Raw genomic sequence first — 24137 nt, 5'->3', positions numbered from 1 at the left:
CAAGCGTGTTGTATTTTAGGTGCAGTAAGTAGGCACAAATAAACCTGACTGTGTAATATAGAATGTGCATTGCTGTCAGAATCTCTGCGATTGCTTCGCTAAGAGCTCGCAATGACATACATACATATTCGCTTATTTGGCATTGAGGCAGAGCCTCTGGATCTGCGTTACCAGGCTGTTCGTGGTAACGAGCCGAATCTCAACATCTTAATGACTTCCAGTATTTTTGAATCAGCGGATACCGAAATTGATATCTGCCATCTTTCTTATAAATATAGTAATCTTGCTCCATAAATCTTAAAACTTTCCGCGCCATTTCCTTATCCTGAGTTTCCGACTCTTGCTTAATACCAGCAAACAACTCATCAAAAGACAAAGAATCGCCCGCAGCCAAAACATCAAGCAAAATCAGGGCATAAGGACGCTGTTTTTCATCGTAGTAAGTATCAACTCGCTCCCGATAATGTTCCATTTTCCAAGGATTCAGCGGATCATCCAAACAATCAGCAATGACTTCCTCAATACCTGCCTTGTCCGCTGCACCACCGCGCAATTTTAGCTTAACAATTAAATGGTGAATGTAAAACGGAATATTACTTAATTCATCGGCGATTAAAACCGCACTTCCTTGAATATCTGGTGTAGCAATATTTTCGCCATCAAGCAATTTGCGAGCTAAATTAGTTGCATCTTTATCGGATAGCGGCGGCACGTCTTGGACGTACATATCATTAATCGGGTCGTTTGTATAACCCGCTTTTCTGAGAACATTCAGGACGTGATGCAAGCCAATTGAACCTGTATAAACCATTCTGACAGCCGGGTATGTCTGGCGGATGTATCGCAAAGTATCGAGCAAGTCCATCGCCGCTTTATCGCCGATATTACCGAGCATATACGGCATTTCATCCCAAAAGAAGATGACTGTACGGTCTTGATTCTCGACCAAATCTGCTATGGTTTGAGTCAGCAAATCTTGCCAATGGGTATTCGCAATGCTGGGTAACTTGACACCGCTAAATTCTGTACCTCCCAGTTGAGTTAGGAATGCGCGAGCCTTCTTAGCATTGCGATTCAAACCTGTTAAATATTTTTCGACATCCTCAAAGACTTTCTCGACAAATCCTAATGGCGATTTAATACCTTCCAAATCACGATAAATCGGCAATTTATCTGCGGTAGCTTCGGCTTGCATTTTCTTAATTACCGAAGTTTTCCCCATCCGGCGCTCAGCACTCAATATGACACTTTGCTGCTCTAAAATCCCCCACAAATCTACAATCAGCTTGTCTCTACCCATGACTTCTGCTGGGGCAATTGTTCCACCGGGATTTGCTTTCATATTCTCTCCTTAATTATATTCGTAAAATCTACGTTGTTTTCATTGTACGTCAATCTTAACGTATATTGCAACTCAACTTGACTGGTTCCCGGCTCTGCCTCACTTGTTGCGAATCGAGGCAGAGCCTCCGGATATACCTCCCCAGGCAGAGCCAGGGAACTAAAAAAAAGGATATAAAAATCTGCAAAATATTCGTGTAGTTTTGTTACAATACGCAAAACTTGATATTTTAAACTATACGGAATGACCTTCTTCAACCCCTGTGAACCCCCGATCCGCTGCAAACAAGAACATCTCGACGTACAAGACCTCGCAGGCCTCTTGCGCCTCCGCTGGAAAGTCGGAAATATTACTCTTTTCTCAGGATTTTATACCCGGATTGACCAAACTTTTCTGCTTTGGGGTTTGGTGACGGCGGGGATTTTTTTTACGGCTCAGTTTGTCCCCCTCAGTTGGAGCTTTCAGGCGATTCTTTGGTCAACTGTGACTCTAATTGGCACTGCGATCATGGCGGTTTTGACTTTGTTTTGGGTAAAAGTTGAGCGGGTTAGCTGGATTCTTTACTCTTGGGCGATTTTGATGATTTCTGGTTTGGTGCTGACTGATTGCAGCATTTTTGCTGGTTGGGGAGGTTTGTTGCTCCACCTTTGCGATTTGTGGTTGGGGTTGAGCGCGATCGGCTATTTTTGTACTGGACTCGGTTTGCGATCGCGTACTTTTATCGCGATCGGGCTAACTCATCTATTTGCGATCGGATTATTGCCCTTTGTCGCGCCTTGGCAGTATTTGACAACCGGAATTGTGATCGCAGGCTGTCTAATTTTACTGTCAGAATTGCAGTGGGATATGCGATCGCCGATCGACAATACCTTGCTCACAGAAGAAGAAAAAGAATTCAACCGAATTCAACAGCAACTGCGGCAAATCAGCGCCACAGTAGGTAAATAGCTCAATAAATTGTAAAGAATTCTGTACAACAGCTAACACTTTCTAGAAATCGCACAAAATAGAAAGATACAGCATAAGTAAAAAATAAACTTTAACCAGAACAGGTGTTTTGTTATTTGACCTGTGAATCGCCAACCTAAGGAGAACGGTGTCCGGGAGGCGACTGGCTAACAATGCTGTACTTGGGACAATAAAAGTTAATTCCGGTTGACAGTAGTTGTTAAAACAAAAAGTGGTGCAGGGTTTTTACCGTTTCCCCTGCTTTGCAGTCTCCGAGGAGAGGCTAAACCCTCTACTAGAACAGCCTGAGGAGATTGGCACAGCATTTGACAGTTGCTCGGGCGGATGTTTGACTCAGCTTGTTTAATAAAATTGAGGCAATGCTCGCTTAGCAGCCTCGCAGGACTTAGGATTAAATAAGTCCTGCTTTATCATGGGAAATAGGTTCGTAGTAAGGACTTCAGTCCTCGGTTTCGAGTTGAGCAAGAAAGGACTGAAGTCCTGACTACAAACTTGTAAGTTCTGTTTTACTCGGGCGTGCCTTTTCGCAAAATATCTCGCACTTCCATTAAAATCTGTCCCAACATATTTTTGCCGCTGCCATCTTTTCCGCAACCCCAATAATAATCAGTAGGGGAATTTTCGACTATTTCCTCATCGCCAGTAGCGAGTAAAATTTCGCGGATATCGGCATGAGTTTCAAATTTGCGGAGTACGGCTTTTCGCATGATATCATCTTTGACTTGTTCCCAATCTTGGCGCAGGGGACGAGAGCGATCGCGCCCCATGTTTGCTGCATCTTTCGGCGTTTTTGCTTGGCGAATTTGGTCGCAGTGCTCTGTTTGGGGAAACTTTTGTGCTTGAAAATAATGTTCGGTAGTCGGCCAGTATTCTCCGTCTAACTCGAATCCATGACGGGAAAAATTAGAGAAACTGCCGTATTCACTGCGAGTGCTGTAAAAGTAAATTGGCATGATATTTCGTTGCTAATTTAGATCGAAATGTACACCTCCCTTACCTATAATTATGGCATAGTTTACAATTAGCACTTGGCTTTATTACAGATGTTTAGTAAAATATTAAAACAAAGATTATGCTTTTAAACCCTGCAATCCATAGGTTATAACTAATCATGCAGCTTCAAATAGAAACCTTCACTGTCCGCAAGCGGTTTGCGCTTACCATCAGCCGCGGTACAACAGCCAAAACTACGAATTTGTGGGTAAAATTAACCGACGAAGGCATCGAAGGCTGGGGAGAAGCATCGCCCTTTTCCACAGGTTCGAGTCCCCAAACTACCGAGAGTCTGCTAGCAGCATTGCAGGAAGTTGTACCCCTGTTAGAAAAGTTTACTCCGTGCGATCGCCAAAAAGTCGAACAAATCTTCGCAGAAGTCGAGTTACCCTCCGCCGCCCGCGCCGGCATCGACATGGCAATGCACGACTGGCTGGGCAAAAAAGTAGGCTTGCCGCTGTGGAAAATGTGGGGATTAGATCGATCGCGCATTGTCCCCACATCCGTCACCATCGGCATAAATTCGCCGAGGAGTGCCAGAGACAGAGTGCGCGATTGGTTTGGCAAAGATGCGACAGATCCCGCAAGCATCAAATACCGCGCTGTCAAAATCAAGTTGGGAAATCCCGAAGGAATTGAAGCCGACAAAGCTATGTTAATCGCAGTGATGGAGGAAGCACCAGCTAATATTCAAATCAGTGTTGATGCTAACGGCGGTTGGAGTTTAAAAGATGCAGCAGAGATGTGTCACTGGCTGGAAAAATATAACATAAATTATGTCGAACAGCCGCTTTCACCAGTCGCGGATCTAGCTGAATTCTCTGAACTGTACCGTCAATCGCCGCTGCCAATTTTTGCTGATGAAAGTTGCTTTAATAGTTCGGATATACCCAAGTTAGCACAGTGCGTCCACGGCATCAATATCAAAATGATGAAGTCAGGCGGATTGAGCGAAGCTATGCGGATGATTCACATCGCAAAAGCCTGCAATTTGCAAGTGATGTTCGGCTGCTATTCCGATAGTGCGATCGCCAATACCGCAGCCGCCCAGCTTTCGCCCCTAGCTGACTATTTGGATTTGGACAGTCACTTAAATTTAATCGACGATCCTTTCACAGGTGCGATCGTCGAAAATGGGTGTTTGCTGCCAAATGGGCGATCGGGATTGGGAGTGCGGCGAATTGACATTGTAGAATAGAAGTATCGCTCAAAACTAATCTGGAGATGCCATGATGCCAGTGCAATCAATTGCAGAGGAAACTGATAGAGAAGCAGAGATTTTCTTTGAAGCACACAAGCCGCCGACTGATTTAATTTTTGATGATGGTGCAGAAATGGAAAGCAACCGCCACCGCATAGCCATGAACGTTTTAATTCGTTCCGTAGAACAAGGTTTAGCTAACCGAAACGATTTTTTTGTCGGTGGCAATATGTTTATTTATTACAGCGCTAAACAGATTCGCAATCAGGATTTCCGAGGCCCGGATTTTTTCGCTGTGTTGGGTGTTGACAGCAATACTTCCCGACAAGGTTGGGTAGTTTGGAATGAAGACGGACGTTACCCAGATATCATTGTGGAACTGCTGTCGCCCTCAACTGGTAATGAGGATACAGGCAAAAAAAAGGATATTTACGAGCAGGTTTTTAGAACGCCTGATTACTTTGTTTTCGATCCTTTCGAGCCGAATTCTTTGCGGGGATGGCGTTTAGATAACAATCAACGCTATCAGCCGTTAGTACCCAACGAGCAGGGTTGGCTGTGGAGTCAAACTTTAGGCTTTTGGTTGGGGACTTGGGACGGAATTGTCGATCGAGAAACAGCAGTCTGGGCGCGTTTCTACGATGAGTCTGGCAATCTAATTCTGTTACCTGAGGAAGCTGCTCAACAGCAAGCGGAAGCTGCTCAACAGCAAGCGGAAGTTGCTCAACAGCAAGCGGAAGTTGCTCAACAGCAAGCAGAAGTTGCTCAACAGCAAGCGGAACAGGAACGCCAGCGAGCCTCGCGACTAGAGGCCAGATTGCGAGAATTGGGAGAAGATCCGAACGATCTTACCCTGAACCCAAATCACAGCTAACAGCCCATCGATTTTAGATTTTAGCTCCAATCTAAAATCTAAAATCGCCAATCTAAAAAGTGAACCAATGACTAAAAACTATCCCATCAAAACTGGCAAATTTGCTATCTTGCTGCACGAGGGAATTCTCGGTACTTCCGGCAAAACTGGCTTAGCGTTTTTACGCTACAGCGAAGCACAAATTGTAGCAGTAATTGACCGCCAATGTACAGGAAAATCTTTGGCTGAATTAACGGGCATTCCTCAACAAGTACCGATAGTTGCTTCGGTTGCAGAAGCGCTGCAATTTGCGCCGGATATTCTGCTAATTGGCATCGCTCCTTCGGGCGGTGTTTTGCCCCCGGAATGGCTGCCAGAAATTAATCAAGCGGTAGCAGCAGGTTTGTCGGTTGTCAATGGTTTGCACGCGAAACTTGCACCTTTGATAACGGTTCCGTTAACCGAAAATCAATGGATTTGGGATGTGCGTCAGGAACCGAAATCTGTCGGGGCGATCGCCTCTGCCGCCGCCGCTAAATTAAGCTGTCGCCGCGTGTTAACCGTCGGCACAGATATGAGTATCGGCAAAATGTCAACCAGTTTGGAACTCAATCGCACTTGCTTGCAGCGGGGTTTGCGTTCCAAATTTTTAGCAACCGGACAAACGGGTTTAATGATTGGAAATGAAGGCATTGCTTTAGATGCAGTGCGTGTTGATTTTGCCGCTGGTGCTGTCGAACAAGCGGTGCTAAAAATGGGTGCTGAATGCGATATTCTGCACGTAGAAGGGCAAGGTTCGCTATTGCATCCGGGTTCGACAGCAACTTTGCCACTGTTGCGGGGCGCGCAGCCAACTCACTTAATTTTAGCGCACAGAGCCGGACAAACTTGCATTCGCAATCACCCGCACGTAGCAATTCCCAGTTTGTCGAAAGTAGTTGAATTGTACGAAATGGTGGCTGCTGCTGCGGGTGCTTTTGTCGGGGGGAAAGTGAGCGCGATCGCTCTCAATACTCATCACTTAAATGAAGCAGAAGCGCTGTTAGCAATAGCTGAAGTTCAAGCAGAGACGGGATTGCCTTGTACCGATTCGGTACGGTTTGGCGCGGATGTGTTGTTAAGGGCGATCGACAATTGATCTGCTACAATAAATTACAACTAGCTAAGAGCTACAGAAAATTATGACACAAAGCATTCAAGCAAAAACACTGACACTGCGCGATGTCAAAACAAAATTTAATCTACAGTTGTCTGAAGACGAGCAATTTTTCCGAGAATGGATTGACGATTTACCAGAAATTACTGATGAAGAAAAGCGATATCTAGATAAAGTAAAATCGGGCTATACTAACAGTGCCGAGTACCCCATGATAGAAGATACCGTAAAAATGGTGGTACTTGCTCCTTTGCTATTTTTAGCAGATTTTTTCCTAACTCCGTTTCACATAGAGTCCGAAAAATCGGTGGAACTTGTTACAGTTGATGAAGGTATACTTGTCAGAGGAAGTATTGATATTCTGCTTTTAATTGAATCTTTTTGGGTTGTGGCGATCGAAGCCAAGCGAGCTCAATATTCCCTTGAAGCAGGACTTCCACAGCTACTCTTTTATATGCTGAGTAACCCCAATCCTGACAGACCAACTTTTGGGCTTCTGACAAATGGCAGCAACTTCAGATTCATTAAATTGGTTAAACAAGACACTCCACAGTACGCTTTATCTTATGAGTTCGTAATCGACCGCGCCCAGGATTTTTACGAAGTTTTTCGCATTTTCAAACGAATTGCTGCTGTAGTTTCCAACTATAACTAATGACTGAAAGTTCTTTTTCCTTGCCCCCAGAATGCGTTTTACGCCCCGCCTCAGCTCAAGATCTCAAATCAATTAGAAAGTTAGTTTGGAGCGCTAAACTCGATCCGACTCAGTTGCGCTGGGAGCAATTTTGGGTGATTGAATGCGGTGGAAAGTTGGCGGCTTGCGGACAGTTGCGGAACTTTACGGGCGCGCAAGAGTTGGGTAGTTTGGTGGTGGCGAAGGATTGGCGCGATCGCGGTTTGGGCATTTATCTCACAAAACATTTAATTCAACAGGCTACAGAACCGCTATACTTAGAATGTTTGGGAAAGCGACTCGCATCATTTTATACTCGCTTTGGCTTCGTAGAAGTTTCCGTGCAAGAATTGCCGCAGTCGCTTAAATTCAAGTTCGGTTTGTCTAAGTTAGCTAAAATTTTATTTAGAGTTCCTGTAACAATTATGCAGTATCGAGAAAGTTTTTGATAAGTATGACTTTTATGAATTTAAGATTGTGAATTTATGAATTGATTTTAAGTTCGACTTGTTGAATAATTGTGATTACAGGGCTAAGGCCAAACAGTGGTTTTACACGCTACCGATAGGGTTCGCGGTGCGGTGTGCATCGCCCTACATATAGAGATTATGCGTCTCAGACTCGATTGCAGGGTGCGATCGACCTGCATTCATCAAAAACTTCTACCTCATCAGACTCGATCGCACTTGCATTCCGAACGATCGAACCTATAACGGGTATTTTACCGGAGATGGTGTAAGTCACTGACTGGATATATAAGGATATTCCGGATTGGGCTAGAGACACTGCGTAAGCTCAGAATTCACAGCCTGCGGTAGTCCACTTTGCTAAATTGGCACAGCTAACAGCCCGATTTTTAGGCTGAAACTATTGATAAATCGTTGATTGCAGGTGTGCAAGTGTCCTGTGCCAGTACCAGGGTGGGAAAGTGGACTGGCGATCGCACCAAAGACATTCGACTTCTGGCAAATTAGTAAGTGTCAAGCAAACGAGTCACAACCCAATCAAAAAATCAAACCCAAACATCACCACCCAAAAATAAAACATTTTTACAGTAGCAGTAATGCGGAATCAATCAATCTCTAATGTAGCTGACAACATCTACCCTTGAGGCAAAACCCACCAACGGCTCAACCACTAAATCCTTAATTCAATACCTCGGAATTACCGAATTTAGACCGCCCGCAACCGCTGCTCAAATCCCTTCAATATTTCAAAAATTCTTTACCTTTAATCCGGGTAGAGCCAGACAAGACAAGAACAATGAAATATCAGGGGAATCAATCTCAAAGAAAGGAAATGCAGCCTCTCAAATAGCACAAACAGACAATTACACATCCATATATTTTAACACAACAGGAGTAAATATCATGTTCAACGTAGTAAAAGCTTTCGGTTCTATTTTTTCCTCTCAAACCTACAGCACACAAAAGAATATGTTAATCGACAACTATATCAACACCAACTTTAACTATTTCAACGAAGAAGCCGTCGTCGATGAATCGATTTACCCGAATCAAACAGGTCGCGTCCGCTTCCAAGGTAGCTGGTGGCCCGCACGGTGCGATCGCCAAATCACTCTCACACCCGGAGACACCGTTTATGTGATCGGCGTTGACAGCATCACTCTGTTAGTTTCCCTCACTCCCGCAGACTAAATCAGCAGAGGATGAACAACCAGGAAATGCGACCTTTCAAATAGCATAAATAGGCGATTAAACTTCCATATATATTAACACAACAGGAGTCAGGGAAATGTTCAACTTAGCAAAAGCTTTCGGTTCTATTTTTTCTATTCACACCTACAGCACAGAAAACAATATGTTAATAGACAACTACATCAACACCAATTTTCACTATTTCAACGAAGAAGCCGTCGTCGATGAATCGATTTACCCGAATCAAACAGGTCGCGTCCGCTTCCAAGGTAGCTGGTGGCCCGCACGGTGCGATCGCCAAATGACTCTCACACCCGGAGACACCGTTTATGTGATCGGCGTTGACAACATCACTCTGTTAGTTTCCCTCACTCCGGCAGACTAAACGAGAACTCGATCCAAACTGCCTAATTTTTCACACCACACATGATTTCGGCAGGGTTTATGCAAATAAACCCTGCCTTTTTTATGCTTAAATAAGTTGAGACACATCCTAGCCATATTTAAACCAGTGAACTTTCAATCAGTCATTGCAACACTGAATCAATTCTGGAGCGATCGAGGCTGCCTGATCGCCCAATCCTACGACACAGAAAAAGGTGCAGGAACCATGAATCCTCACACCTTTCTCAGAGCAATTGGCCCCGAACCTTGGTCTGTCGCCTACGTCGAACCCTGTCGCCGCCCCACCGACGGACGCTACGGCGAAAATCCTAACCGCTTCCAACATTACTATCAATATCAAGTCCTGATTAAACCATCTCCTCCCAATATCCAAGAAGTTTATTTGGACTCCCTCAGAGCATTAGGAATTCGCCCAGAAGACCATGACATTCGCTTCGTAGAAGACAACTGGGAATCGCCCACCCTCGGAGCTTGGGGTGTTGGTTGGGAAGTTTGGCTTGATGGGATGGAAATTACCCAATTTACCTACTTTCAACAGTGTGGCAGCATTGATTGCCGCCCCGTTTCGATTGAGATTACCTACGGGCTAGAACGCCTCGCAATGTATCTCCAAGAAGTCGATGCGATGACGAAAATTCAGTGGAAAGATGGCATAACTTACGGCGATGTTTTCCTGCAAGGGGAAATAGAACAGTGTACTTATAACTTTGAAGCTTCTAATCCTGAATTGCTGTTTACTTTGTTTGGATTGTACGAGCAAGAAGCGGAACAATTGACACAAAAAGGTTTGGTTTTGCCGAGTCTTGATTATGTCTTAAAATGTTCTCACACTTTTAATTTGCTGGATGCTAGAGGTGTGATTTCGGTAACGGAAAGAACTCGCTACATTACTAAGATTCGGAACTTGGCGCGGCGTGTGGCTCAGCTTTATTTGGAACAGCGCGAACATCTGGGTTTTCCTTTGGACAAAGCTGTCAAGGTTTGAGGAAGAAGTTCGGCAACGAGCAATGTACGGGATTTAACGGATGTAATGGATGCAGTTCGGCAACGAGCAATGTACGGGATTTAACGGATGTAATGGATGCAGTTCGGCAACGAGCAATGTACGGGATTTAACGGATGTAATGGATGTCAGGAAGCATGAAAAAGGAATAAGTAAGTCAGCCTAGTTAAATGTAAAATTCTCTTCTGTTAGATAGCTGACTTCTTTAAGAAGTTGGCTATCTGGGTATTATGTTTTTTGAGGTTTTCTGACTTATTCGCTAATACCATATTTTAAATTAATTCAATGCCTAATTTTTCAGAAAATAATACAGATACAATTGCTCAATTGCGAGTTGAGGGTGTCAGTTTGAAAGCACCGATCGCCTCCAGCTACTTATTGGACAATATCTCGTTTCAGGTGCACAAGGGCGATCGCGTGGCAATTGTGGGCCCTTCGGGGGCTGGGAAGACTACGCTGTTGCGGTTGTTAAACCGACTCAGCAGCCCCACCAGTGGCTCGATTTATCTTGAAAATACGGAATATCGGCAAATTCCGGCGATCGAACTTCGGCGACAAATCACCCTGATCATGCAGGAATCTAAGCTTTTGGGGATGTCGGTGCGGGAAGCGTTGGCTTATCCTTTGAAGCTGCGGGGTGTGACTTCTTCACACATTGCTGAGAGAATTAGCGGGGCGATCGCACAACTGCACATACCCCAAGAATTACTCGATCGCACGGAATTGCAACTTTCCACGGGCCAAAAGCAGTTAGTGGCGATCGCCCGCGGCATCATCCTCCAACCAAAAATCTTGCTTTTAGACGAACCAACATCCGCCCTAGATGCCGGAAAATCCGCCCACCTGTTGCAAGTATTGACACAGCTAACTAACGGCGAAACCACCATTTTAATGGTCAACCACCAATTAGAATTATCCGAACAATTTAGCACCAGAATTCTGCATTTACAGCGCGGAAAACTCATCGAAGACTTGCCCTCTGAGCAAATAGATTGGGTGCAACTGCGGCAAAATTTAATTCGAGCCGAAGCAGAAGCCCAACAAGAATGGTGAATCAGCTAGAAAACATTAGACCTCTTCCAAAAATAATTCGGACGGGCTAGAAGCCCATCCCACAATTTTTTTTTCTTGTGGGATGGGCTTCTAGCCCGTCCGAAAATTTGACTAACAAAACTTTTGCAAGATATCTATTTAATTTGCATTTTACAAACTTTTATAACTCTTTTGGGGTGGGTCGGAGATCCCGCCCAAAACAAACTCAATGAGCTCCCCCACCACCAGCACCAGCTTTCACCTTTTTAAAACCCAAAATAGCAAGACCACTTAACAGCAAAGCAATTCCCACAAAGTAAAAACAATCATTAAAAGCCATCACATAAGCTTCCCGGCGCACAAGATTATCAATTGCCTTAATTGCCTGTTCTTGCGCCACACTCAAATCAGCACCGCGACTCACAAAATACTGAGTCATTTGATTAAGTCGCTCCTGCGTTGCCGGATTGTACAAAGAAACAGATTCCCCCAATCGATTCGAGTGAAATTGCTCCCGCTGCGTCACCAAAGTTGCTAGCGCCGCAATCCCCATCGAACCTCCCAGATTTCGCATCATATTAAACAAACCCGAAGCAGAACCAGCCTCGTGTCTCTCCATACCAGCAGTGGCAATAGTTGACAGTGGCACCATAATTAAAGGTTGTCCCATTGCTCGCACTAATTGCGACCAACGCAACTGATCGATACCTGTCTCATGAGTCATACTAGCATTCATAAAACAACTCACCGCAAACAAACTCACACCTATGCCGATGAGCAGCCGCATATCGATACGCTGCATCAATTTCGGCACCATCGGCACGATGAATAACTGCGGTACGCCAGCCCACATAATCACCTCGCCAATTTGCATGGCATTGTACTGCTGGATCTGACCTAAATACAGGGGCAGAATGAACACCGAACCGTACAATCCCACTCCCAACGAAACATTCACAATAGTTGCTAAGCCAAAATTGCGGCGAGTCAGCAATCGCAGGTTAATAAACGGGTTTTTTCGAGTTAGTTCAATCCAGAAAAAAGCGCTGAGAAATATGACAGCAATTATGCTTAAACGCAAAACAAAATCAGAACTAAACCAGTCTTTGCGACTGCCTTCTTCTAACACAACTTGCAGGGAACCCAAGCCGATCGCCATTGAGAGAATTCCCCACCAGTCGCCCCCTTTCAGGAGTCCAAGCTGCATCGGCGCAGGGGCGACTGCGTACCACACAGCAGCTAGCAGCAGCAGCCCCGGAACCAAATTTAAATAAAAGACATATTGCCAGCCGTAATTCTCAGTCAGCCAACCTCCCACTGTGGGGCCGATGGATGGTGCAAAAGTAGCTGTCAGTGCAAACATCGCCATGCCAATCGGCTGCTTTTTGGGTGGCAAATTTGTCAGCAAAAACGTAAAAGCCATCGGAATTAAAATCCCACCACTCAATCCCTGCAAAGCTCGAAAAACAATCATTGAATTCAAATTCCACGCCCAAGCGCAGCACATGGAAAAGAATACAAAGAAAGCGGCATTTACCAAGATATAGCGGCGGACTGAAAACACCTGCGACAGCCAACCCGTCAGCGGAATTACTACAATTTCTGCGACTAGATAAGAGGTGGAAATCCAAGAACCTTCTTCTAAAGTTGCGCCTAAAGCTGCTTGAATATCCTTGAGAGAAGCGTTGGTGATTTGGATGTCCAAAACTGCCATGAAAGCGCCGAGAATTGTTCCCATGACGCCGATCCAGGTTTTTAAGGGAACGCGATCGTCGCTCTGCTGCTGGGGTATTGCACTGGTATTTGCCATTGGTTTAACCTCTGGTGTAATTAATTTGGATTTTTTCACCGCAGAGGGCGCAGAGAACACAGAGAAAGAGCAGAGAAAGAGGTTAACAAATTGTTGAAAATTGCTAAAAACCAGTTATATTTTAGCTTTAGCAATCTTGTTTAATTTTGGTGTTTGTGCTTCGGTACTAAATCACTACTGCGGAATTAAACCCATTTTTTGATAAATTGGTCTGACTAAGTTTTTTAAAGCGGGAAGCTGTTTGGTAAAAAACATTGAACCTAAAATACAAATTATACCACCAATTATGACTGTATTGGGAGCGCCGATATAATTTGCCAAGCCGCCTCCTACTAAGTTCCCAAACGGTGTGACTCCAAAAAATGCCATTGTGTAGATGCTCATCACTCTGCCGCGTTTGTCGTCTTCCACAATTGTTTGCAAAAATGTGTTTCCTCCGGCAAATTGGATAATGAAACCAAATCCCACAAACAGCATCATGATTAATGACAACCACAAGACTTGGGATAAACCAAAACCGATCAGTCCAAATCCCATGATGGCCGGGGAAATCGCAATCAATTTGCCGAGGCCAACGACACTTTTGCGTCCAATCAAATAAATCGCGCCGGCAAAGGCTCCGACTCCTGAAGCTGCCATCAAAAATCCGAGGGTTTGCGCGCCGCCGTGCAGGATTTGGGTGGCAAAAATGGGAACTAATACTGTGTGCGACATTCCGGCGAAGCTGACTAATGCTAATAGCAGTAAGATTGCTCTAATCGGGGGAAATCCGAAGGCATAAACGAATCCTTCTTTTAATCTTTGTAAGGGCTTTGTATTGGTTGCTGCAATTTTCCTAGGCTTGATTTGCATTGCTAATAAGCCTGCAATTACAGCAATATAGCTGATTCCGTCAATAAGAAAGCAATAACTTGGGCCGACTGTAGCTATCAGCAAACCTGCAATTGCTGGGCCGATTAGTCGGGCTCCGTTGAACATGGAAGCGTTGAGGGCGATCGCATTTGCTAAGTCTTCTCTCTTTTCTACGAGCTCGGGCACAAATGCTTGTCGTGCGGGCGCGTCAAAGGCGTTAATTGCCCCTTGACAAAAACTCAGGATCAGGATCTGCCAAATATTGATGACTCCTGTTAGAGCTAAAAATGCTAGGGCTAAGGATTGAACCATCGCTAATATTTGAGTGACAACTATCACTCGGTGCCGATTCCAGCGATCGATTAAAACTCCGGCAAAAGGCAGTAAAATTAATGTGGGGATTTGACTGGTAAATCCCACTACGCCCAGCATCCAAGGTGAATCGCTTAAATTGTAGACAAGCCAAATAGTAGCGACTTGCGTCATCCAACTGCCAATGAGTGAGATGCCTTGTCCTGCAAAAAATAGGCGATAATTTTGCGATCGCAGTGCTGGAGGAAGTTTGATTGTTTTAATTTTTGCTAGTAGATTCATGCGAGAGTATGGCTTGAGCAATCCGATGTGATTGGTAAACATTTTTTAGGTAGCGCCCTAAGCTTACGCCTAATTAGCGAGGGGCAAACATCGGGGGATTACACCTAGATTAATTTTACGAATTATTTAAAATTAGGATATAAGCCGGAGGTTCTATTTTTGGACTTCCGAACTCCAAAATTTGAGTATTCAGGGTTTATGCACTGCAAGCAAAGAAACCGGGTTTTTTGCGTATTCTAGGGCTGCAACCGAGTATTTTGGAGCAAAAACCCGGTTTCTGGCCACCCGTGCGTAAATCCTATTTGTTACATTTTTGCCCAACAGCAAAACGATCGCCACAGTGATATCTTTCTGTCGCGATCGCTTGAATGACGAAAAATTCTTTCCTCAAACTTTACTCAATGCTCAACAGCCAAGTACCTAAATAACGCAGCAAGGGAACATCCCCTGGGGTGCGGATGCGGACGTTGAAATGGTACATTCCCCCGGGACTTGGATTTCTGACGTTGGAGAGTACAACCTCAACGTTGTTACCGGCAGGAATTGGATCTTTGGGATAAATTTCTATGAATCGATTTTCTTTGTCCCAGATGACTTCTTGCAATTCTATTGTTTTGTTTTTGACGCGGACTTTAATGTCTTTTTGGTCGAATTCGCCTTTGTAGTAGTCTGGATAGGAGATGTTGAGTTGCGCGATCGCCAAACTTACTTTTTTGGAAGGAATTCGCAGCCGGTATCTGTCGCCACTCATCCCGGCTTTGCCGTAATCCAAGCGGTAGTTTAATTGATTCGCGCGATCGGGGCCGCCGAAAATCGTGAATCCAGGCATTCCTTGGGCTAAACTGATGGCGGGTAACGCAGCAACCAAGCAACCTGTAACTGCTAGTGCTGAAAATAATCGTCTCATAATCACTCCTCTAATCAAAATGCTGGTGAAGCTTAAATATCGATCGCCCTAAATTTGCGATCGTGCCTACAATATACCGAATGTCTCAAGAATTCTATCAGCCGGATCGATCGCGCTCAGTCAATTATTTTTTGCGTAATACTGACAACTGACATTTAAACTACAGAATTAGGCAGCGCTTTATTGTATCATGCTCGGCTGCAAATTTAACAGTTTAGCGAAATTGAATCTATAAGACAAGTTAAAGAAGCGAGTGTAATTTTGGCGATCGGCTTTACTATCAACGTGAGAAGCCAGCCAGCGATTGAAATCGCGCCTACACAAACGATGTCCGCCTCCGCGGATGAGGAAAGCCAGCGATTGAAATCGCGCCTACACAAACGATGTCCGCCGGACGCCGACTGGGAAATTTGAATTTCAACCTGCGGAGGCAGGTTTTGTCTGTGTAGACGCGGTTTCAACCGCCCTGTCTGTGTCTTCAGCGGAGGCAGGTTTTGTCTGTGTAGACGCGGTTTCAACCGCCCTGTCTGTGTCTAGAGTATAAGGAGAGTCCATGAAATTAGCGATCGCCAAAGAATTTGAAGCAGAGGAACGCCGGGTAGCCTTAGTACCCGACGCTGTAGCCCGATTAGTCAAACAAGGCGTCGAAGTTTGGGTTGAGGCCGGTGCCGGCGCAAAATCCTTTTTCTCGGATATTGCTTACGAAGAAGCCGGAGCTCGTGTTGTCGCCGATACCGCTACGCTGTGGGGCGAAGCCGATGTCGTCGTCAAAATCGGGGAGCTCAAAGAATCAGAAGTTCATCAACTTCGCGAAGGTGGAGTTTTCATCGGATTTTTGAATCCTTTGGGAAATCCGGCTTTAGTGCAGCGGTTGGCCGATCGCAAAGTAACAGCATTCAGCATGGAAATGATTCCGCGTACCAGCAGGGCTCAAAGCATGGATGCACTGTCATCCCAGGCCAACGTCGCCGGTTATAAAGCCGTACTGATCGCAGCAGCGGCTTTACCGAAGTATTTCCCAATGCTGACAACGGCGGCGGGTACGATTCGCCCCGCGAAAGTGTTGGTAATGGGTGTGGGCGTTGCGGGCTTACAGGCGATCGCCACAGCACGCCGTTTAGGCGCAGTAGTCGAAGCCTTCGACATTCGCCCGGAAACAAAAGAACAAGTGCAAAGTTTGGGTGCTAAATTTATTGATGTTGAACTCAAGGAAGAAACTGTAGCAGCAGGCGGCTATGCTAAAGAATTATCAGAAGCAGCTAAAGAACACACCCGCCAAGTGCTCACCCAGCACGTCGGCGCTTCCGATGCGGTAATTACAACCGCTCAAGTTCCTGGTAGAAAAGCCCCGATTTTAGTTACTAGAGAAATGGTGGCTCAAATGAAACCGGGAGCAGTAATTGTTGACCTCGCGGCCGAACAAGGCGGCAATTGCGAGTGCACGGAAGCGGGTAAAGATGTTGAATGGAATGGTGTTAATGTGATTGGGCCGATTAATTTGCCTGGTTCAATGCCTGTTCATGCTAGCGAAACTTACTCGAAGAATGTCTCGTCTTTACTTCAGTTAATGCTGAAAGATCAGGAACTAATTTTGAATTTTGAAGATGATATCATCGCTGGTTCCTGTGTGGCTCGCGATGGCGAAATTAGTAACCAGCGCGTGCGAGATGCTTTGACGGCTCAAGCTTCAGTAGTCAATTAACAGGTTTGTAGTAAGGACTTCAGTCCTCTCTCGTTACAATGCTCTACAACGAGTCATTACTGATTACCCATTGGTGTCAACAAACACGTCAAATGTGGTCAGATACTGTTGTTTGGCGACCAGGCCCAGATCCCCCCTAGCCCCCCTTAAGAAGGGGGGGACAAGAAGCATTCAAAGTCCCCCTTTTTAAAGGGGATTTAGGGGGATAGAGACTAGGCAAGAAACGAGAGATAAAAAGGACTTTAGCGTTAAATTGACACCAATTACCCATTACCAAATTACAAATTGTCATGGCAGAAGGATTGATTGCAGGTTTAGTAGTGTTTACGCTAGCGTCGTTTGTGGGATTTGAAGTAATCAATAAAGTCCCGCCGACGCTGCACACACCTTTGATGTCGGGTTCCAATGCGATTTCAGGAATTGCGGTTTTAGGTGCAATTCTGATTTCTGGCCAAGGTAATGTGACTGTTACTTCGATTTTGGGGACGATCGCGATCGCCCTAGCCACAATTAACGTAGTCGCCGGTTTCTTAGTAACCGATCGAATGCTGCAAATGTTCAAGAAAAAAGAGGTTAAAGCGTGAGCGATTTTCTGCCCAGTGGCATTCAGCTAGGCTATCTAGTGGCCGCATCTTTATTTATCGTCGGTTTGAAACAATTGGGTTCCCCGGCTACTGCGCGTCAAGGAAACGTGTTAGCTGCGATCGGGATGTTTATTGCGATCGTCGGTACTTTACTCGAAAAGCAAGTAGTCAGCTACGAGCTCATTACAGTGGGAATTATCATCGGTTCCATTTTGGGAACAATTATGGCGAAAACCGTCGCGATGACGGATATGCCGCAGATGGTGGGTTTGCTTAACGGTTTCGGGGGCGCGGCTTCTGCACTCGTTGCTGTGGGTGAATTCTGGCGCTATCTCAGCATCCCGCAATCGCCAACTCCCGACGCGACGATTACAATCCTTTTGGGCGTTTTAATCGGCGGAATTACCTTTACTGGTAGCCTTGTGGCGTTTGCAAAACTGCAAGAATTGCTGCCGGGTGCTCCGATTTCGTTTCCGCTACAACAGCCGTTTAATGCTTTACTGGCGATCGCGCTTTTAGTCGGTAGCGGTTATATGCTGTTTCACCCGGAGGATGTACCGGTATTCCTGGCTTTGGTGGCGATTTCTAATATTTTGGGCATCATGTTTGTGCTGCCGATTGGCGGTGGTGATATGCCGGTGGTGGTGTCGCTGCTTAACTCCTATTCGGGGATTGCGGCGAGTGTGGCTGGGTTCATTTTGATGAACAATATGCTAATCATTGCTGGGGCACTTGTGGGCGCGTCGGGAATCATTTTGACGCAGATCATGTGTAAGGCGATGAATCGATCGATCTCTAGTGTGCTGTTTGGCGCATTTGGAGGCGGTGGCGGTAGTGCGGCTGCTGCGGGTGCGGTTGCGGGCGCTACTGACAAAACTGTTCGCAGCATCAATCTGGAAGAAAGTGCGATGATGTTAGGCTATGCGCGATCGGTGGTAATTATTCCCGGTTACGGGATGGCTGTAGCGCAAGCGCAGCACGCGGTACGCGAGTTAGCCGACGGTTTGGAAAAAATGGGTGTTGACGTGAAATACGCGATTCACCCGGTGGCTGGGCGGATGCCTGGGCACATGAATGTGTTGCTGGCGGAAGCAAACGTGCCTTATCCGCAGTTGTACGATATGGACGATATCAACCCGCAATTTGAGGAAACCGATGTTGCTTTGGTAATTGGGGCGAATGATGTGGTGAATCCGGCGGCGCGTCACGATACGGCGAGCCCGATTTATGGGATGCCGATTTTGGAGGTTGATAAGGCCAAGCATACGATCGTGATTAAGCGCGGGATGAGTGCTGGTTTTTCTGGTGTTGACAATGAGTTGTTTTATAAGGATAAGACGATGATGTTGTTTGGTAGCGCTAAGGATGTGGTTGCAAAATTGGTTGCTGAGGTGAAGCAGTTGTAGGATTTTTGCGATCGTACATTAACGGGAATTAACGCAGATAATTAAACCCGGTTTATCCAATAAACCGGGTTTTTGTTGCGATTTAGTTTTGATATCAATACTCTTCAGTCGGCGGAGGCCGACTTCGTTTGTGTAGTCGCGATTTCAATCGCCGAGTCTTTCTGTGAGATAAATTACATCAGTGGGATAAATTCAATCCGATCTTGATACTCATTTTCAAAAGATGCGCCGGCAATTTCAATTAACTCATCAATCACTTTGCCCATATCTGCATTCAATCGGATTGTGAGAATTCCTAGAACGTGACGACCTTGGGCTGTATGATCTGACAAATGAACTGGCATTGAACGTCGGTTATTAGTAACGAGGATAAAGTTATTCTCCTCGCACCAACACAAGATTTCTGGATCTTTCGTTCCTTTCGGCGGCACACCTTCATCGCCAACCATCAAAACGACGATATCGGATTGATGATACAAAAGCTGCACCCGATAGTCAGGGTCTATATTTTCGTCTAGCAGGTATTTGACAGTCATTAATGAACTCGATCCAGTTGTTTAGATGTATTTTTTTGTTCCTTAATTTTACGCATTTTTAAGACAAAAGGTGATGGATTGCGATCGTATTCAGCTTCAGCTTTGAGGCAGTATTCTAACCAATCTCCTACATATTTACCTACAGTTTCTTGATTTTCCAGATAGTAGAGAATTGTGGCATAAACTTGAGCCATAGTCACTGTCCGAAATTTTTGAGCTATGGCTTCTGGAGTTTTGCCGCAGTGGATGTATTCGTAGAGAACGTGTTCGATACCTACGCGGGTTCCTTTGATGCGGATATCTTCAAGGGTTAAAAAGTCAAAGTAATCTTCTAATTGCATGATTTTTTATCATTTTTCCTAAATTCACTATGCAGCCGATTCTGGACTTCAGAAGGATCTGCTGTCTCAAAAAATAGTTCTAGCGCCTCGATCAGATTCCGTCGAGCTTCTTCTATATTGTCACCTTGGCTGGCAATATCAAGTTCTGGGCAAAGGGATACATATCCGTCGCCTTCTCGTTCAATGATTGCTGTAAACTGTTGTGTTGACTTCATAATTTGAAGTGGCGGACTGCCAAGCTCAAACAATTATAGTTTTACTTGATATTATATCGCATCTTTTGCTCTTTTGTGCAGATGGGCGATCGTTTTATGCGATGATAGCTTGGTTCAAGTAGTCGCTGGAGATTGGTGTATGTGGAAAGCCTTGTTCTCTGGCTTTTTGAAACCAGTGATCTGCTTGAGTGCGATCGGCTGCTACGCCGTCTGCACCGCACAGATAAATTCCTGCTAAGTTGTTGGAAGCAACACCATAGCCTTGTTCAGCGGATTTGATGTACCATTGAATAGCTTTAATGGTACTTGTTTCTACACCTAATCCTAAATGGTACATACTGGCAATGATGCACTGGGATTCAGCATTTCCCTGTTCTGCTAGCGGTTTTAACAAGCTAAACGCTTGGGTGTAATTTTGAGTATTAAAAGCGGCTAGACCTTTTGCTAAATCAGACATTTTCTTAAGACAATAATTCTTCACAATACTCGCATCTTTTGCGCGGCGGTTCGGGGGTAGATTCACTGCTATCGCAGTTATTGGGTTGCATTGTCGCAAATGGCGATCGCTGACAAGCTGGAGTTGCTATCATAGTAGCATTAAACCAATTCATGAAGCATACCCATGAACCGACAAAAAATCCTCCTAGATCCGGTTTTTCCGACAGAGGAAGAAACAAAAGTTATTAAATTGTTAGATCAAGTGCTAGAGAACGAGATAGAAAATGGTGATTCTGAGAGATTAAAAGTAAAATTTGTGCAAGTTGGCGGCGAGCAGATCGCACTTCCTGAATCCCTCCATCAATTGCTGCGTCAAGCTGCACATTTAATGGCTGCTGGTCAAGCCGTGTCTTTAGTGCCTATCGAGCAAGATATGACTGTTGAAGAAGCTGCTATTTTGCTGAATGTATCGCAACCATTTTTGATAAAACTCTTAGCAGAAGGGGCAATTAAGTATGTGAAGGTAGGGTCTGAGCGGCGGATTTGTTTAGCAGATTTAATGGCATATAAAAAGCAGCGCACTGTTAAACGCCGCGAGATTTTGAGAGAATTAGCTGAGTTTAGCCAAGAAGAGGAACTCAATGAGAATAGAGTATACAGCTAGCAGGCTGACTCCCTATCCTGTTGTCTTGGATTCCTGTGTGATTTTTCCTATGTACTTGCGCGACACGCTATTTCGCGCTGCCGAAGATGGGCTGTACGATCTATATTGGTCACAAGAAATTTTAGCTGGTGCAACTCGCAATCTTGTTAATACTGGAAGGATGACGATTCAGAAGGCGGCGCGTTTTGAGGCTGCACTTAAGGAAGCTTTTCCCAATGCAATGGTTGAAGTCCCGGAGGATTTGATTCAGCAGATGACTAACGATCCGGGCGATCGCCATGTGGCGGCGGCTGCGGTAATTGCGAAAGCTCAAGTTATTGTTACGTCTAACCTCCGAGATTTTCCCCCGGATTCTCTCAATGCTTGGGGTATTGTGGCGCTGCACCCTGATGTTTTTCTGAATCGACTTTATGAGGTTGCGCCGGATTTGATGGCTAATTTGGTTTCGCAGCAAGCTGAGGATTTGAAAAATCCACCCCTGACTGTTGATGAATTACTTGTCAGGTTGAGGGAGGAAGTTCCGGTTTTTGCTGATAGGATTCAACGTTATTATGAGAATATTTTGTAGATGGATGATGAAAGGGCGATCGGCTAATTATCCCATTTCTTAAAACCCGTAGATTCGGGTAAGGACACGGCAGTGCCGTTTCCCTACGGATGTAGATCCGGGCAAAGACACGGCAGTGCCGTTTCCCTACGAATGTAGATCCGGGCAAGGACACGGCAGTGCCGTTTCCCTACGAATATCGCGTACAATCTATATCTAGCATTGATTTTCGGAATTGGTATGAGTACCATTCAAAAACACGTAAGTTTTTCGGGAATGTGTTACTTTGCTGATGTAGAATTTCTGAAGCTATTATCGCTTGTTTTTTTAGTCTATCCTAACTTTTTGGAGGATTATGTACCGTGACTAATGGGGGAAAGTTTTGGAACGTCACAAACCTGACTGTGGGTCTACTATCTTTGTTTGCGGGTATTGCCGGTGCAGCAATTGCTTATGCTCAAGGTTGGCAACCCTTGCTGTTTGAAAAAAACGCCAATTTTTTCTGCGAACTTCGCCCAGATACTCAGCGGGGAGGTGATGTTTGGACTGTGATGTATCGTCACGAGAAAGGATCGCAACCTTGGCTAAAAATGGTGACAACTTTAGGCGGTGATTATACACCGGCAAAACGCTGCGACAAAATTGCTGAACGCTTGGAAACTTATCGCAAAGATGGTTTGAGTAACTTAGCTTATCGAGACGATCCTAATACGCCGAATCAATATGTTATCTGCGCTAAAACTAAGTTGAGTGGCGATAATTGTCCGCTGGTGGTGACGTTGAAGCCCGGTAGCGAAACGGAGGCTTATAAAGCAGTGCAAGATATGACTGAAAATTTGTGGAAAGGTACTGGTGTTTATCAAAATAGCGAGGGTAAGTTGGCAAAGTCTAATTTTTCTGATAAGTCGCCAGTGATTGATTTAACTCCTTTTTTGACAGAGGCGGATCGGCTTGCTGGATCTAATTCTGCTAAGTGATATTAAACTTATAGGAATTACCCATGGGGTTCAGAAACCGGGTTTTTTGCGAAAATACTTCGTTACATCCCGCAGATTCGGAAAAAAACCCGGTTTCTTTGGTGGGAGTGCGTAAGTCCTGATTCACTGAAAAGTTTATTTTGGCTATAGGTTACAATTTATAATTCTCGGCATTATAGCAGCCGAGGAAGACGTCAACCAAAAATACCAGGGGAGGTGACCTTCGGGTGCATTGATATTATAAGTAGCCTTTATTTCATTAGCAGTCACGAAGCTGGTCTTATCGATGTAAGCTAACCATACCTCTCGATTATACTCTTTAGTGCCGCCAAGACTTTGGTAAATGCGCTTCTGCACAGAAAAGCCAAAGCGCCCATTACTGTATTTTACCCAAAGTCGATCCATCGCCCGCAAATCAGGACACGAAAAATTTTCCATATCTTCCTGGGTTAGCATACGTTCTTTTTGCCTCACCGCCACCTCTACCATTTTACTAGCAGTTTCCTCATCTGCTGCTTTCCACTGGCCAGCCGCCAATAACTGTTCTAGTTTAGAATACTCTGCTTTAGCAATCGGTTGATTCACCCAATTAGACTGATTTGCCAGATAAGTTTTAATAGGAATTCCCCACCGAAAACCATTAATAGAGACCCCGTGAACTGCTACTACTTTACCGTTAACATCTAAAACGGGACTGCCACTCATACCGGAAAAAGTAGAAGCGTCATAGGAAATCCCATAACCCTCTGACCTCACATCCAACTTGGATACAAAACCGATAACAGATTGTTGCTCTAATTTGCCACCTTCAGCCCCCCCTAGAAACCCAGAAATATAAATTTTATCATAGACTTTTACGCTATCTGAATCGCCTAATTTTAAACTTGGATAAGGACAAGTTTCCCCTACTGACGGAAACGTTACCACCGCTAAATCCAGATTAGGACTTGTTTGGATGCTGTCAGTTTTATGAAGTTTTTGGTCGTCAGTTTGCAGGTTCAAACTACGCCCTTCAACCACATGACGTGCCGTGAGAACCGTGCAAACTCCTTTTGGGCCAGGTACAATAAAGCCCGTACCGTGTCCGCCTTCATTTTGGGAGGAAATCAGCACGATACTATTTTTAACTGTTTCGGCAATTTCTTGAGATGACTTCTGCTGTCCGCAGCTTGTTAAGGAGAGTGCGAGAAGGGTAAGAATTAGCAAGCAAAGCCGAGATTTCATTGCTTTTACTGGTAGTTTTAGGGAGAAATGGAATCAAGGACACATTTTTATACAA

At 45.0% G+C, this 24137-nt stretch carries 28 protein-coding genes; 16 read left to right on the top strand and 12 right to left on the bottom strand.

Going from position 1 to position 24137, the window contains the following annotated elements; genetic code table 11:
• Nucleotides 1-199: 199 nt before the first annotated feature.
• Nucleotides 200-1342, bottom strand: a complete 1143-nt coding sequence (locus tag QUB68_RS18960; protein WP_332995353.1) for a hypothetical protein — start codon at nt 1340-1342, stop codon at nt 200-202.
• A 243-nt stretch (nt 1343-1585) separates the two neighbouring features.
• On the opposite strand from QUB68_RS18960, the gene QUB68_RS18955 reads away from it, so the two are divergent.
• Nucleotides 1586-2290 carry a hypothetical protein gene (locus QUB68_RS18955; protein ID WP_332995351.1) on the top strand — a complete coding sequence of 235 codons (705 nt, stop codon included), beginning with the start codon at nt 1586-1588 and terminating at the stop codon, nt 2288-2290.
• 527 nt (nt 2291-2817) lie between these two features.
• Here the strand turns inward: QUB68_RS18955 and QUB68_RS18950 are convergent.
• Nucleotides 2818-3264, bottom strand: coding sequence for an NADAR family protein (locus tag QUB68_RS18950; RefSeq protein WP_332995349.1), 447 nt, complete (start codon nt 3262-3264; stop codon nt 2818-2820).
• Between the two features lie 158 nt (nt 3265-3422).
• Here QUB68_RS18950 and QUB68_RS18945 point away from each other — a divergent pair, with 158 nt between their 5' ends.
• The 5 genes from QUB68_RS18945 (at nt 3423) to QUB68_RS18925 (ending at nt 7636) form a co-directional block, all read left to right on the top strand.
• Nucleotides 3423-4502, top strand: coding sequence for a dipeptide epimerase (locus tag QUB68_RS18945; protein WP_332995347.1), 1080 nt, complete (start codon nt 3423-3425; stop codon nt 4500-4502).
• 31 nt (nt 4503-4533) lie between these two features.
• Entirely contained in the window at nt 4534-5379 is an 846-nt protein-coding gene (locus tag QUB68_RS18940; protein ID WP_442923103.1) for a Uma2 family endonuclease, read from the top strand.
• A gap of 67 nt (nt 5380-5446) precedes the next feature.
• Complete coding sequence (locus tag QUB68_RS18935) at nt 5447-6496, top strand: DUF1611 domain-containing protein (RefSeq protein WP_332995346.1); 1050 nt, start codon at nt 5447-5449, stop codon at nt 6494-6496.
• 43 nt (nt 6497-6539) lie between these two features.
• Complete coding sequence (locus QUB68_RS18930; RefSeq protein ID WP_332995344.1) at nt 6540-7169, top strand: type I restriction endonuclease; 630 nt, start codon at nt 6540-6542, stop codon at nt 7167-7169.
• Nucleotides 7169-7636, top strand: coding sequence for a GNAT family N-acetyltransferase (locus QUB68_RS18925; protein WP_332995342.1), 468 nt, complete (start codon nt 7169-7171; stop codon nt 7634-7636). Before QUB68_RS18930 ends, QUB68_RS18925 begins: the two co-directional genes overlap by 1 nt.
• Before the next feature lie 166 nt (nt 7637-7802).
• On the opposite strand, the gene QUB68_RS18920 is transcribed toward QUB68_RS18925, so the two are convergent.
• Nucleotides 7803-7931, bottom strand: a complete 129-nt coding sequence (locus tag QUB68_RS18920; RefSeq protein ID WP_332995340.1) for a hypothetical protein — start codon at nt 7929-7931, stop codon at nt 7803-7805.
• A 626-nt stretch (nt 7932-8557) separates the two neighbouring features.
• Between QUB68_RS18920 and QUB68_RS18915 the strand changes: the two genes are divergently transcribed.
• The 4 genes from QUB68_RS18915 to QUB68_RS18900 all read left to right on the top strand — a co-directional run bounded on the left by QUB68_RS18915 (nt 8558) and on the right by QUB68_RS18900 (nt 11306).
• A complete protein-coding gene (locus QUB68_RS18915; protein WP_332995338.1) occupies nt 8558-8845 on the top strand; it encodes an NfeD family protein in 288 nt (95 codons plus the stop codon).
• 97 nt (nt 8846-8942) lie between these two features.
• Entirely contained in the window at nt 8943-9230 is a 288-nt protein-coding gene (locus QUB68_RS18910; protein WP_332995336.1) for an NfeD family protein, read from the top strand.
• Between the two features lie 126 nt (nt 9231-9356).
• The gene (gene glyQ / locus QUB68_RS18905; RefSeq protein WP_332995334.1) at nt 9357-10235 is read left to right on the top strand and encodes a glycine--tRNA ligase subunit alpha; all 879 of its coding nucleotides are present in this window, start codon (nt 9357-9359) and stop codon (nt 10233-10235) included.
• Between the two features lie 303 nt (nt 10236-10538).
• On the top strand, nt 10539-11306 hold the full coding sequence (locus QUB68_RS18900; protein ID WP_332995332.1) for an ABC transporter ATP-binding protein: 768 nt from the start codon (nt 10539-10541) through the stop codon (nt 11304-11306).
• Nucleotides 11307-11511: 205 nt separating this feature from the next.
• Here the strand turns inward: QUB68_RS18900 and QUB68_RS18895 are convergent, their stop codons facing one another.
• The 3 genes from QUB68_RS18895 to QUB68_RS18885 all read right to left on the bottom strand — a co-directional run bounded on the left by QUB68_RS18895 (nt 11512) and on the right by QUB68_RS18885 (nt 15448).
• Nucleotides 11512-13095: a DHA2 family efflux MFS transporter permease subunit gene (locus QUB68_RS18895; protein ID WP_332995330.1), complete on the bottom strand. Its 1584-nt coding sequence runs from the start codon at nt 13093-13095 to the stop codon at nt 11512-11514.
• 174 nt (nt 13096-13269) lie between these two features.
• Nucleotides 13270-14583: an MFS transporter gene (locus QUB68_RS18890; RefSeq protein ID WP_332995328.1), complete on the bottom strand. Its 1314-nt coding sequence runs from the start codon at nt 14581-14583 to the stop codon at nt 13270-13272.
• Nucleotides 14584-14935: 352 nt separating this feature from the next.
• A complete protein-coding gene (locus QUB68_RS18885) occupies nt 14936-15448 on the bottom strand; it encodes a DUF2808 domain-containing protein (protein WP_332995326.1) in 513 nt (170 codons plus the stop codon).
• Between the two features lie 553 nt (nt 15449-16001).
• Here QUB68_RS18885 and QUB68_RS18880 point away from each other — a divergent pair.
• The 3 genes from QUB68_RS18880 (at nt 16002) to QUB68_RS18870 (ending at nt 19140) form a co-directional block, all read left to right on the top strand.
• Nucleotides 16002-17150, top strand: coding sequence for a Re/Si-specific NAD(P)(+) transhydrogenase subunit alpha (locus QUB68_RS18880; RefSeq protein ID WP_332995323.1), 1149 nt, complete (start codon nt 16002-16004; stop codon nt 17148-17150).
• A gap of 290 nt (nt 17151-17440) precedes the next feature.
• Nucleotides 17441-17734: an NAD(P) transhydrogenase subunit alpha gene (locus QUB68_RS18875; RefSeq protein ID WP_106150865.1), complete on the top strand. Its 294-nt coding sequence runs from the start codon at nt 17441-17443 to the stop codon at nt 17732-17734.
• Nucleotides 17731-19140, top strand: coding sequence for an NAD(P)(+) transhydrogenase (Re/Si-specific) subunit beta (locus tag QUB68_RS18870; protein WP_332995321.1), 1410 nt, complete (start codon nt 17731-17733; stop codon nt 19138-19140). Before QUB68_RS18875 ends, QUB68_RS18870 begins: the two co-directional genes overlap by 4 nt.
• Nucleotides 19141-19313: 173 nt before the next feature.
• Here QUB68_RS18870 and QUB68_RS18865 read toward each other — a convergent pair whose 3' ends face one another.
• From QUB68_RS18865 to QUB68_RS18845, 5 genes are all read right to left on the bottom strand, one after another.
• On the bottom strand, nt 19314-19676 hold the full coding sequence (locus tag QUB68_RS18865; protein WP_332995320.1) for a DUF5615 family PIN-like protein: 363 nt from the start codon (nt 19674-19676) through the stop codon (nt 19314-19316).
• The gene (locus QUB68_RS18860; RefSeq protein WP_332995318.1) at nt 19676-20017 is read right to left on the bottom strand and encodes a DUF433 domain-containing protein; all 342 of its coding nucleotides are present in this window, start codon (nt 20015-20017) and stop codon (nt 19676-19678) included. Before QUB68_RS18860 ends, QUB68_RS18865 begins: the two co-directional genes overlap by 1 nt.
• Complete coding sequence (locus QUB68_RS18855) at nt 20008-20232, bottom strand: type II toxin-antitoxin system HicB family antitoxin (protein WP_332995316.1); 225 nt, start codon at nt 20230-20232, stop codon at nt 20008-20010. Before QUB68_RS18855 ends, QUB68_RS18860 begins: the two co-directional genes overlap by 10 nt.
• Before the next feature lie 94 nt (nt 20233-20326).
• Nucleotides 20327-20689 carry a tetratricopeptide repeat protein gene (locus QUB68_RS18850; RefSeq protein ID WP_332995315.1) on the bottom strand — a complete coding sequence of 121 codons (363 nt, stop codon included), beginning with the start codon at nt 20687-20689 and terminating at the stop codon, nt 20327-20329.
• Between the two features lie 4 nt (nt 20690-20693).
• The gene (locus QUB68_RS18845) at nt 20694-20822 is read right to left on the bottom strand and encodes a hypothetical protein (protein WP_332995314.1); all 129 of its coding nucleotides are present in this window, start codon (nt 20820-20822) and stop codon (nt 20694-20696) included.
• A 32-nt stretch (nt 20823-20854) separates the two neighbouring features.
• Here QUB68_RS18845 and QUB68_RS18840 point away from each other — a divergent pair, with 32 nt between their 5' ends.
• The 3 genes from QUB68_RS18840 to QUB68_RS18830 all read left to right on the top strand — a co-directional run bounded on the left by QUB68_RS18840 (nt 20855) and on the right by QUB68_RS18830 (nt 22858).
• Entirely contained in the window at nt 20855-21334 is a 480-nt protein-coding gene (locus tag QUB68_RS18840) for an excisionase family DNA-binding protein (RefSeq protein WP_332995313.1), read from the top strand.
• Nucleotides 21312-21902 (top strand): PIN domain-containing protein, encoded by a 591-nt coding sequence (locus QUB68_RS18835; RefSeq protein ID WP_332995312.1) that lies wholly within the window; start codon nt 21312-21314, stop codon nt 21900-21902. Before QUB68_RS18840 ends, QUB68_RS18835 begins: the two co-directional genes overlap by 23 nt.
• Nucleotides 21903-22243: 341 nt before the next feature.
• The gene (locus QUB68_RS18830) at nt 22244-22858 is read left to right on the top strand and encodes a COP23 domain-containing protein (RefSeq protein WP_332995310.1); all 615 of its coding nucleotides are present in this window, start codon (nt 22244-22246) and stop codon (nt 22856-22858) included.
• Between the two features lie 144 nt (nt 22859-23002).
• Here QUB68_RS18830 and QUB68_RS18825 read toward each other — a convergent pair whose 3' ends face one another.
• Nucleotides 23003-24082, bottom strand: a complete 1080-nt coding sequence (locus QUB68_RS18825) for a GUN4 domain-containing protein (protein ID WP_332995308.1) — start codon at nt 24080-24082, stop codon at nt 23003-23005.
• Nucleotides 24083-24137 lie beyond the last annotated feature (55 nt).

This window comes from Microcoleus sp. A006_D1 (genome assembly GCF_036702805.1).
GTDB lineage: Bacteria > Cyanobacteriota > Cyanobacteriia > Cyanobacteriales > Microcoleaceae > Microcoleus.
This window is presented reverse-complemented; position numbering and strand designations above follow the sequence as displayed.

Coding starts and splice junctions, on each gene's coding strand:
- QUB68_RS18895 (WP_332995330.1), bottom strand. CDS start 13,095: ATGGCAAATACCAGTGCAATACCCCAGCAGCAGAGCGACGATCGCGTT.
- QUB68_RS18840 (WP_332995313.1), top strand. CDS start 20,855: ATGAACCGACAAAAAATCCTCCTAGATCCGGTTTTTCCGACAGAGGAA.
- QUB68_RS18960 (WP_332995353.1), bottom strand. CDS start 1,342: ATGAAAGCAAATCCCGGTGGAACAATTGCCCCAGCAGAAGTCATGGGT.
- QUB68_RS18850 (WP_332995315.1), bottom strand. CDS start 20,689: ATGTCTGATTTAGCAAAAGGTCTAGCCGCTTTTAATACTCAAAATTAC.
- QUB68_RS18950 (WP_332995349.1), bottom strand. CDS start 3,264: ATGCCAATTTACTTTTACAGCACTCGCAGTGAATACGGCAGTTTCTCT.
- QUB68_RS18915 (WP_332995338.1), top strand. CDS start 8,558: ATGTTCAACGTAGTAAAAGCTTTCGGTTCTATTTTTTCCTCTCAAACC.
- QUB68_RS18890 (WP_332995328.1), bottom strand. CDS start 14,583: ATGTTTACCAATCACATCGGATTGCTCAAGCCATACTCTCGCATGAAT.
- QUB68_RS18835 (WP_332995312.1), top strand. CDS start 21,312: ATGAGAATAGAGTATACAGCTAGCAGGCTGACTCCCTATCCTGTTGTC.
- QUB68_RS18860 (WP_332995318.1), bottom strand. CDS start 20,017: ATGCAATTAGAAGATTACTTTGACTTTTTAACCCTTGAAGATATCCGC.
- QUB68_RS18935 (WP_332995346.1), top strand. CDS start 5,447: ATGACTAAAAACTATCCCATCAAAACTGGCAAATTTGCTATCTTGCTG.
- QUB68_RS18855 (WP_332995316.1), bottom strand. CDS start 20,232: ATGAAGTCAACACAACAGTTTACAGCAATCATTGAACGAGAAGGCGAC.
- QUB68_RS18910 (WP_332995336.1), top strand. CDS start 8,943: ATGTTCAACTTAGCAAAAGCTTTCGGTTCTATTTTTTCTATTCACACC.
- QUB68_RS18945 (WP_332995347.1), top strand. CDS start 3,423: ATGCAGCTTCAAATAGAAACCTTCACTGTCCGCAAGCGGTTTGCGCTT.
- QUB68_RS18925 (WP_332995342.1), top strand. CDS start 7,169: ATGACTGAAAGTTCTTTTTCCTTGCCCCCAGAATGCGTTTTACGCCCC.
- QUB68_RS18885 (WP_332995326.1), bottom strand. CDS start 15,448: ATGAGACGATTATTTTCAGCACTAGCAGTTACAGGTTGCTTGGTTGCT.
- QUB68_RS18825 (WP_332995308.1), bottom strand. CDS start 24,082: ATGAAATCTCGGCTTTGCTTGCTAATTCTTACCCTTCTCGCACTCTCC.
- QUB68_RS18955 (WP_332995351.1), top strand. CDS start 1,586: ATGACCTTCTTCAACCCCTGTGAACCCCCGATCCGCTGCAAACAAGAA.
- QUB68_RS18880 (WP_332995323.1), top strand. CDS start 16,002: ATGAAATTAGCGATCGCCAAAGAATTTGAAGCAGAGGAACGCCGGGTA.
- QUB68_RS18930 (WP_332995344.1), top strand. CDS start 6,540: ATGACACAAAGCATTCAAGCAAAAACACTGACACTGCGCGATGTCAAA.
- QUB68_RS18900 (WP_332995332.1), top strand. CDS start 10,539: ATGCCTAATTTTTCAGAAAATAATACAGATACAATTGCTCAATTGCGA.
- QUB68_RS18875 (WP_106150865.1), top strand. CDS start 17,441: ATGGCAGAAGGATTGATTGCAGGTTTAGTAGTGTTTACGCTAGCGTCG.
- QUB68_RS18940 (WP_442923103.1), top strand. CDS start 4,534: ATGATGCCAGTGCAATCAATTGCAGAGGAAACTGATAGAGAAGCAGAG.
- QUB68_RS18865 (WP_332995320.1), bottom strand. CDS start 19,676: ATGACTGTCAAATACCTGCTAGACGAAAATATAGACCCTGACTATCGG.
- QUB68_RS18845 (WP_332995314.1), bottom strand. CDS start 20,822: ATGATAGCAACTCCAGCTTGTCAGCGATCGCCATTTGCGACAATGCAA.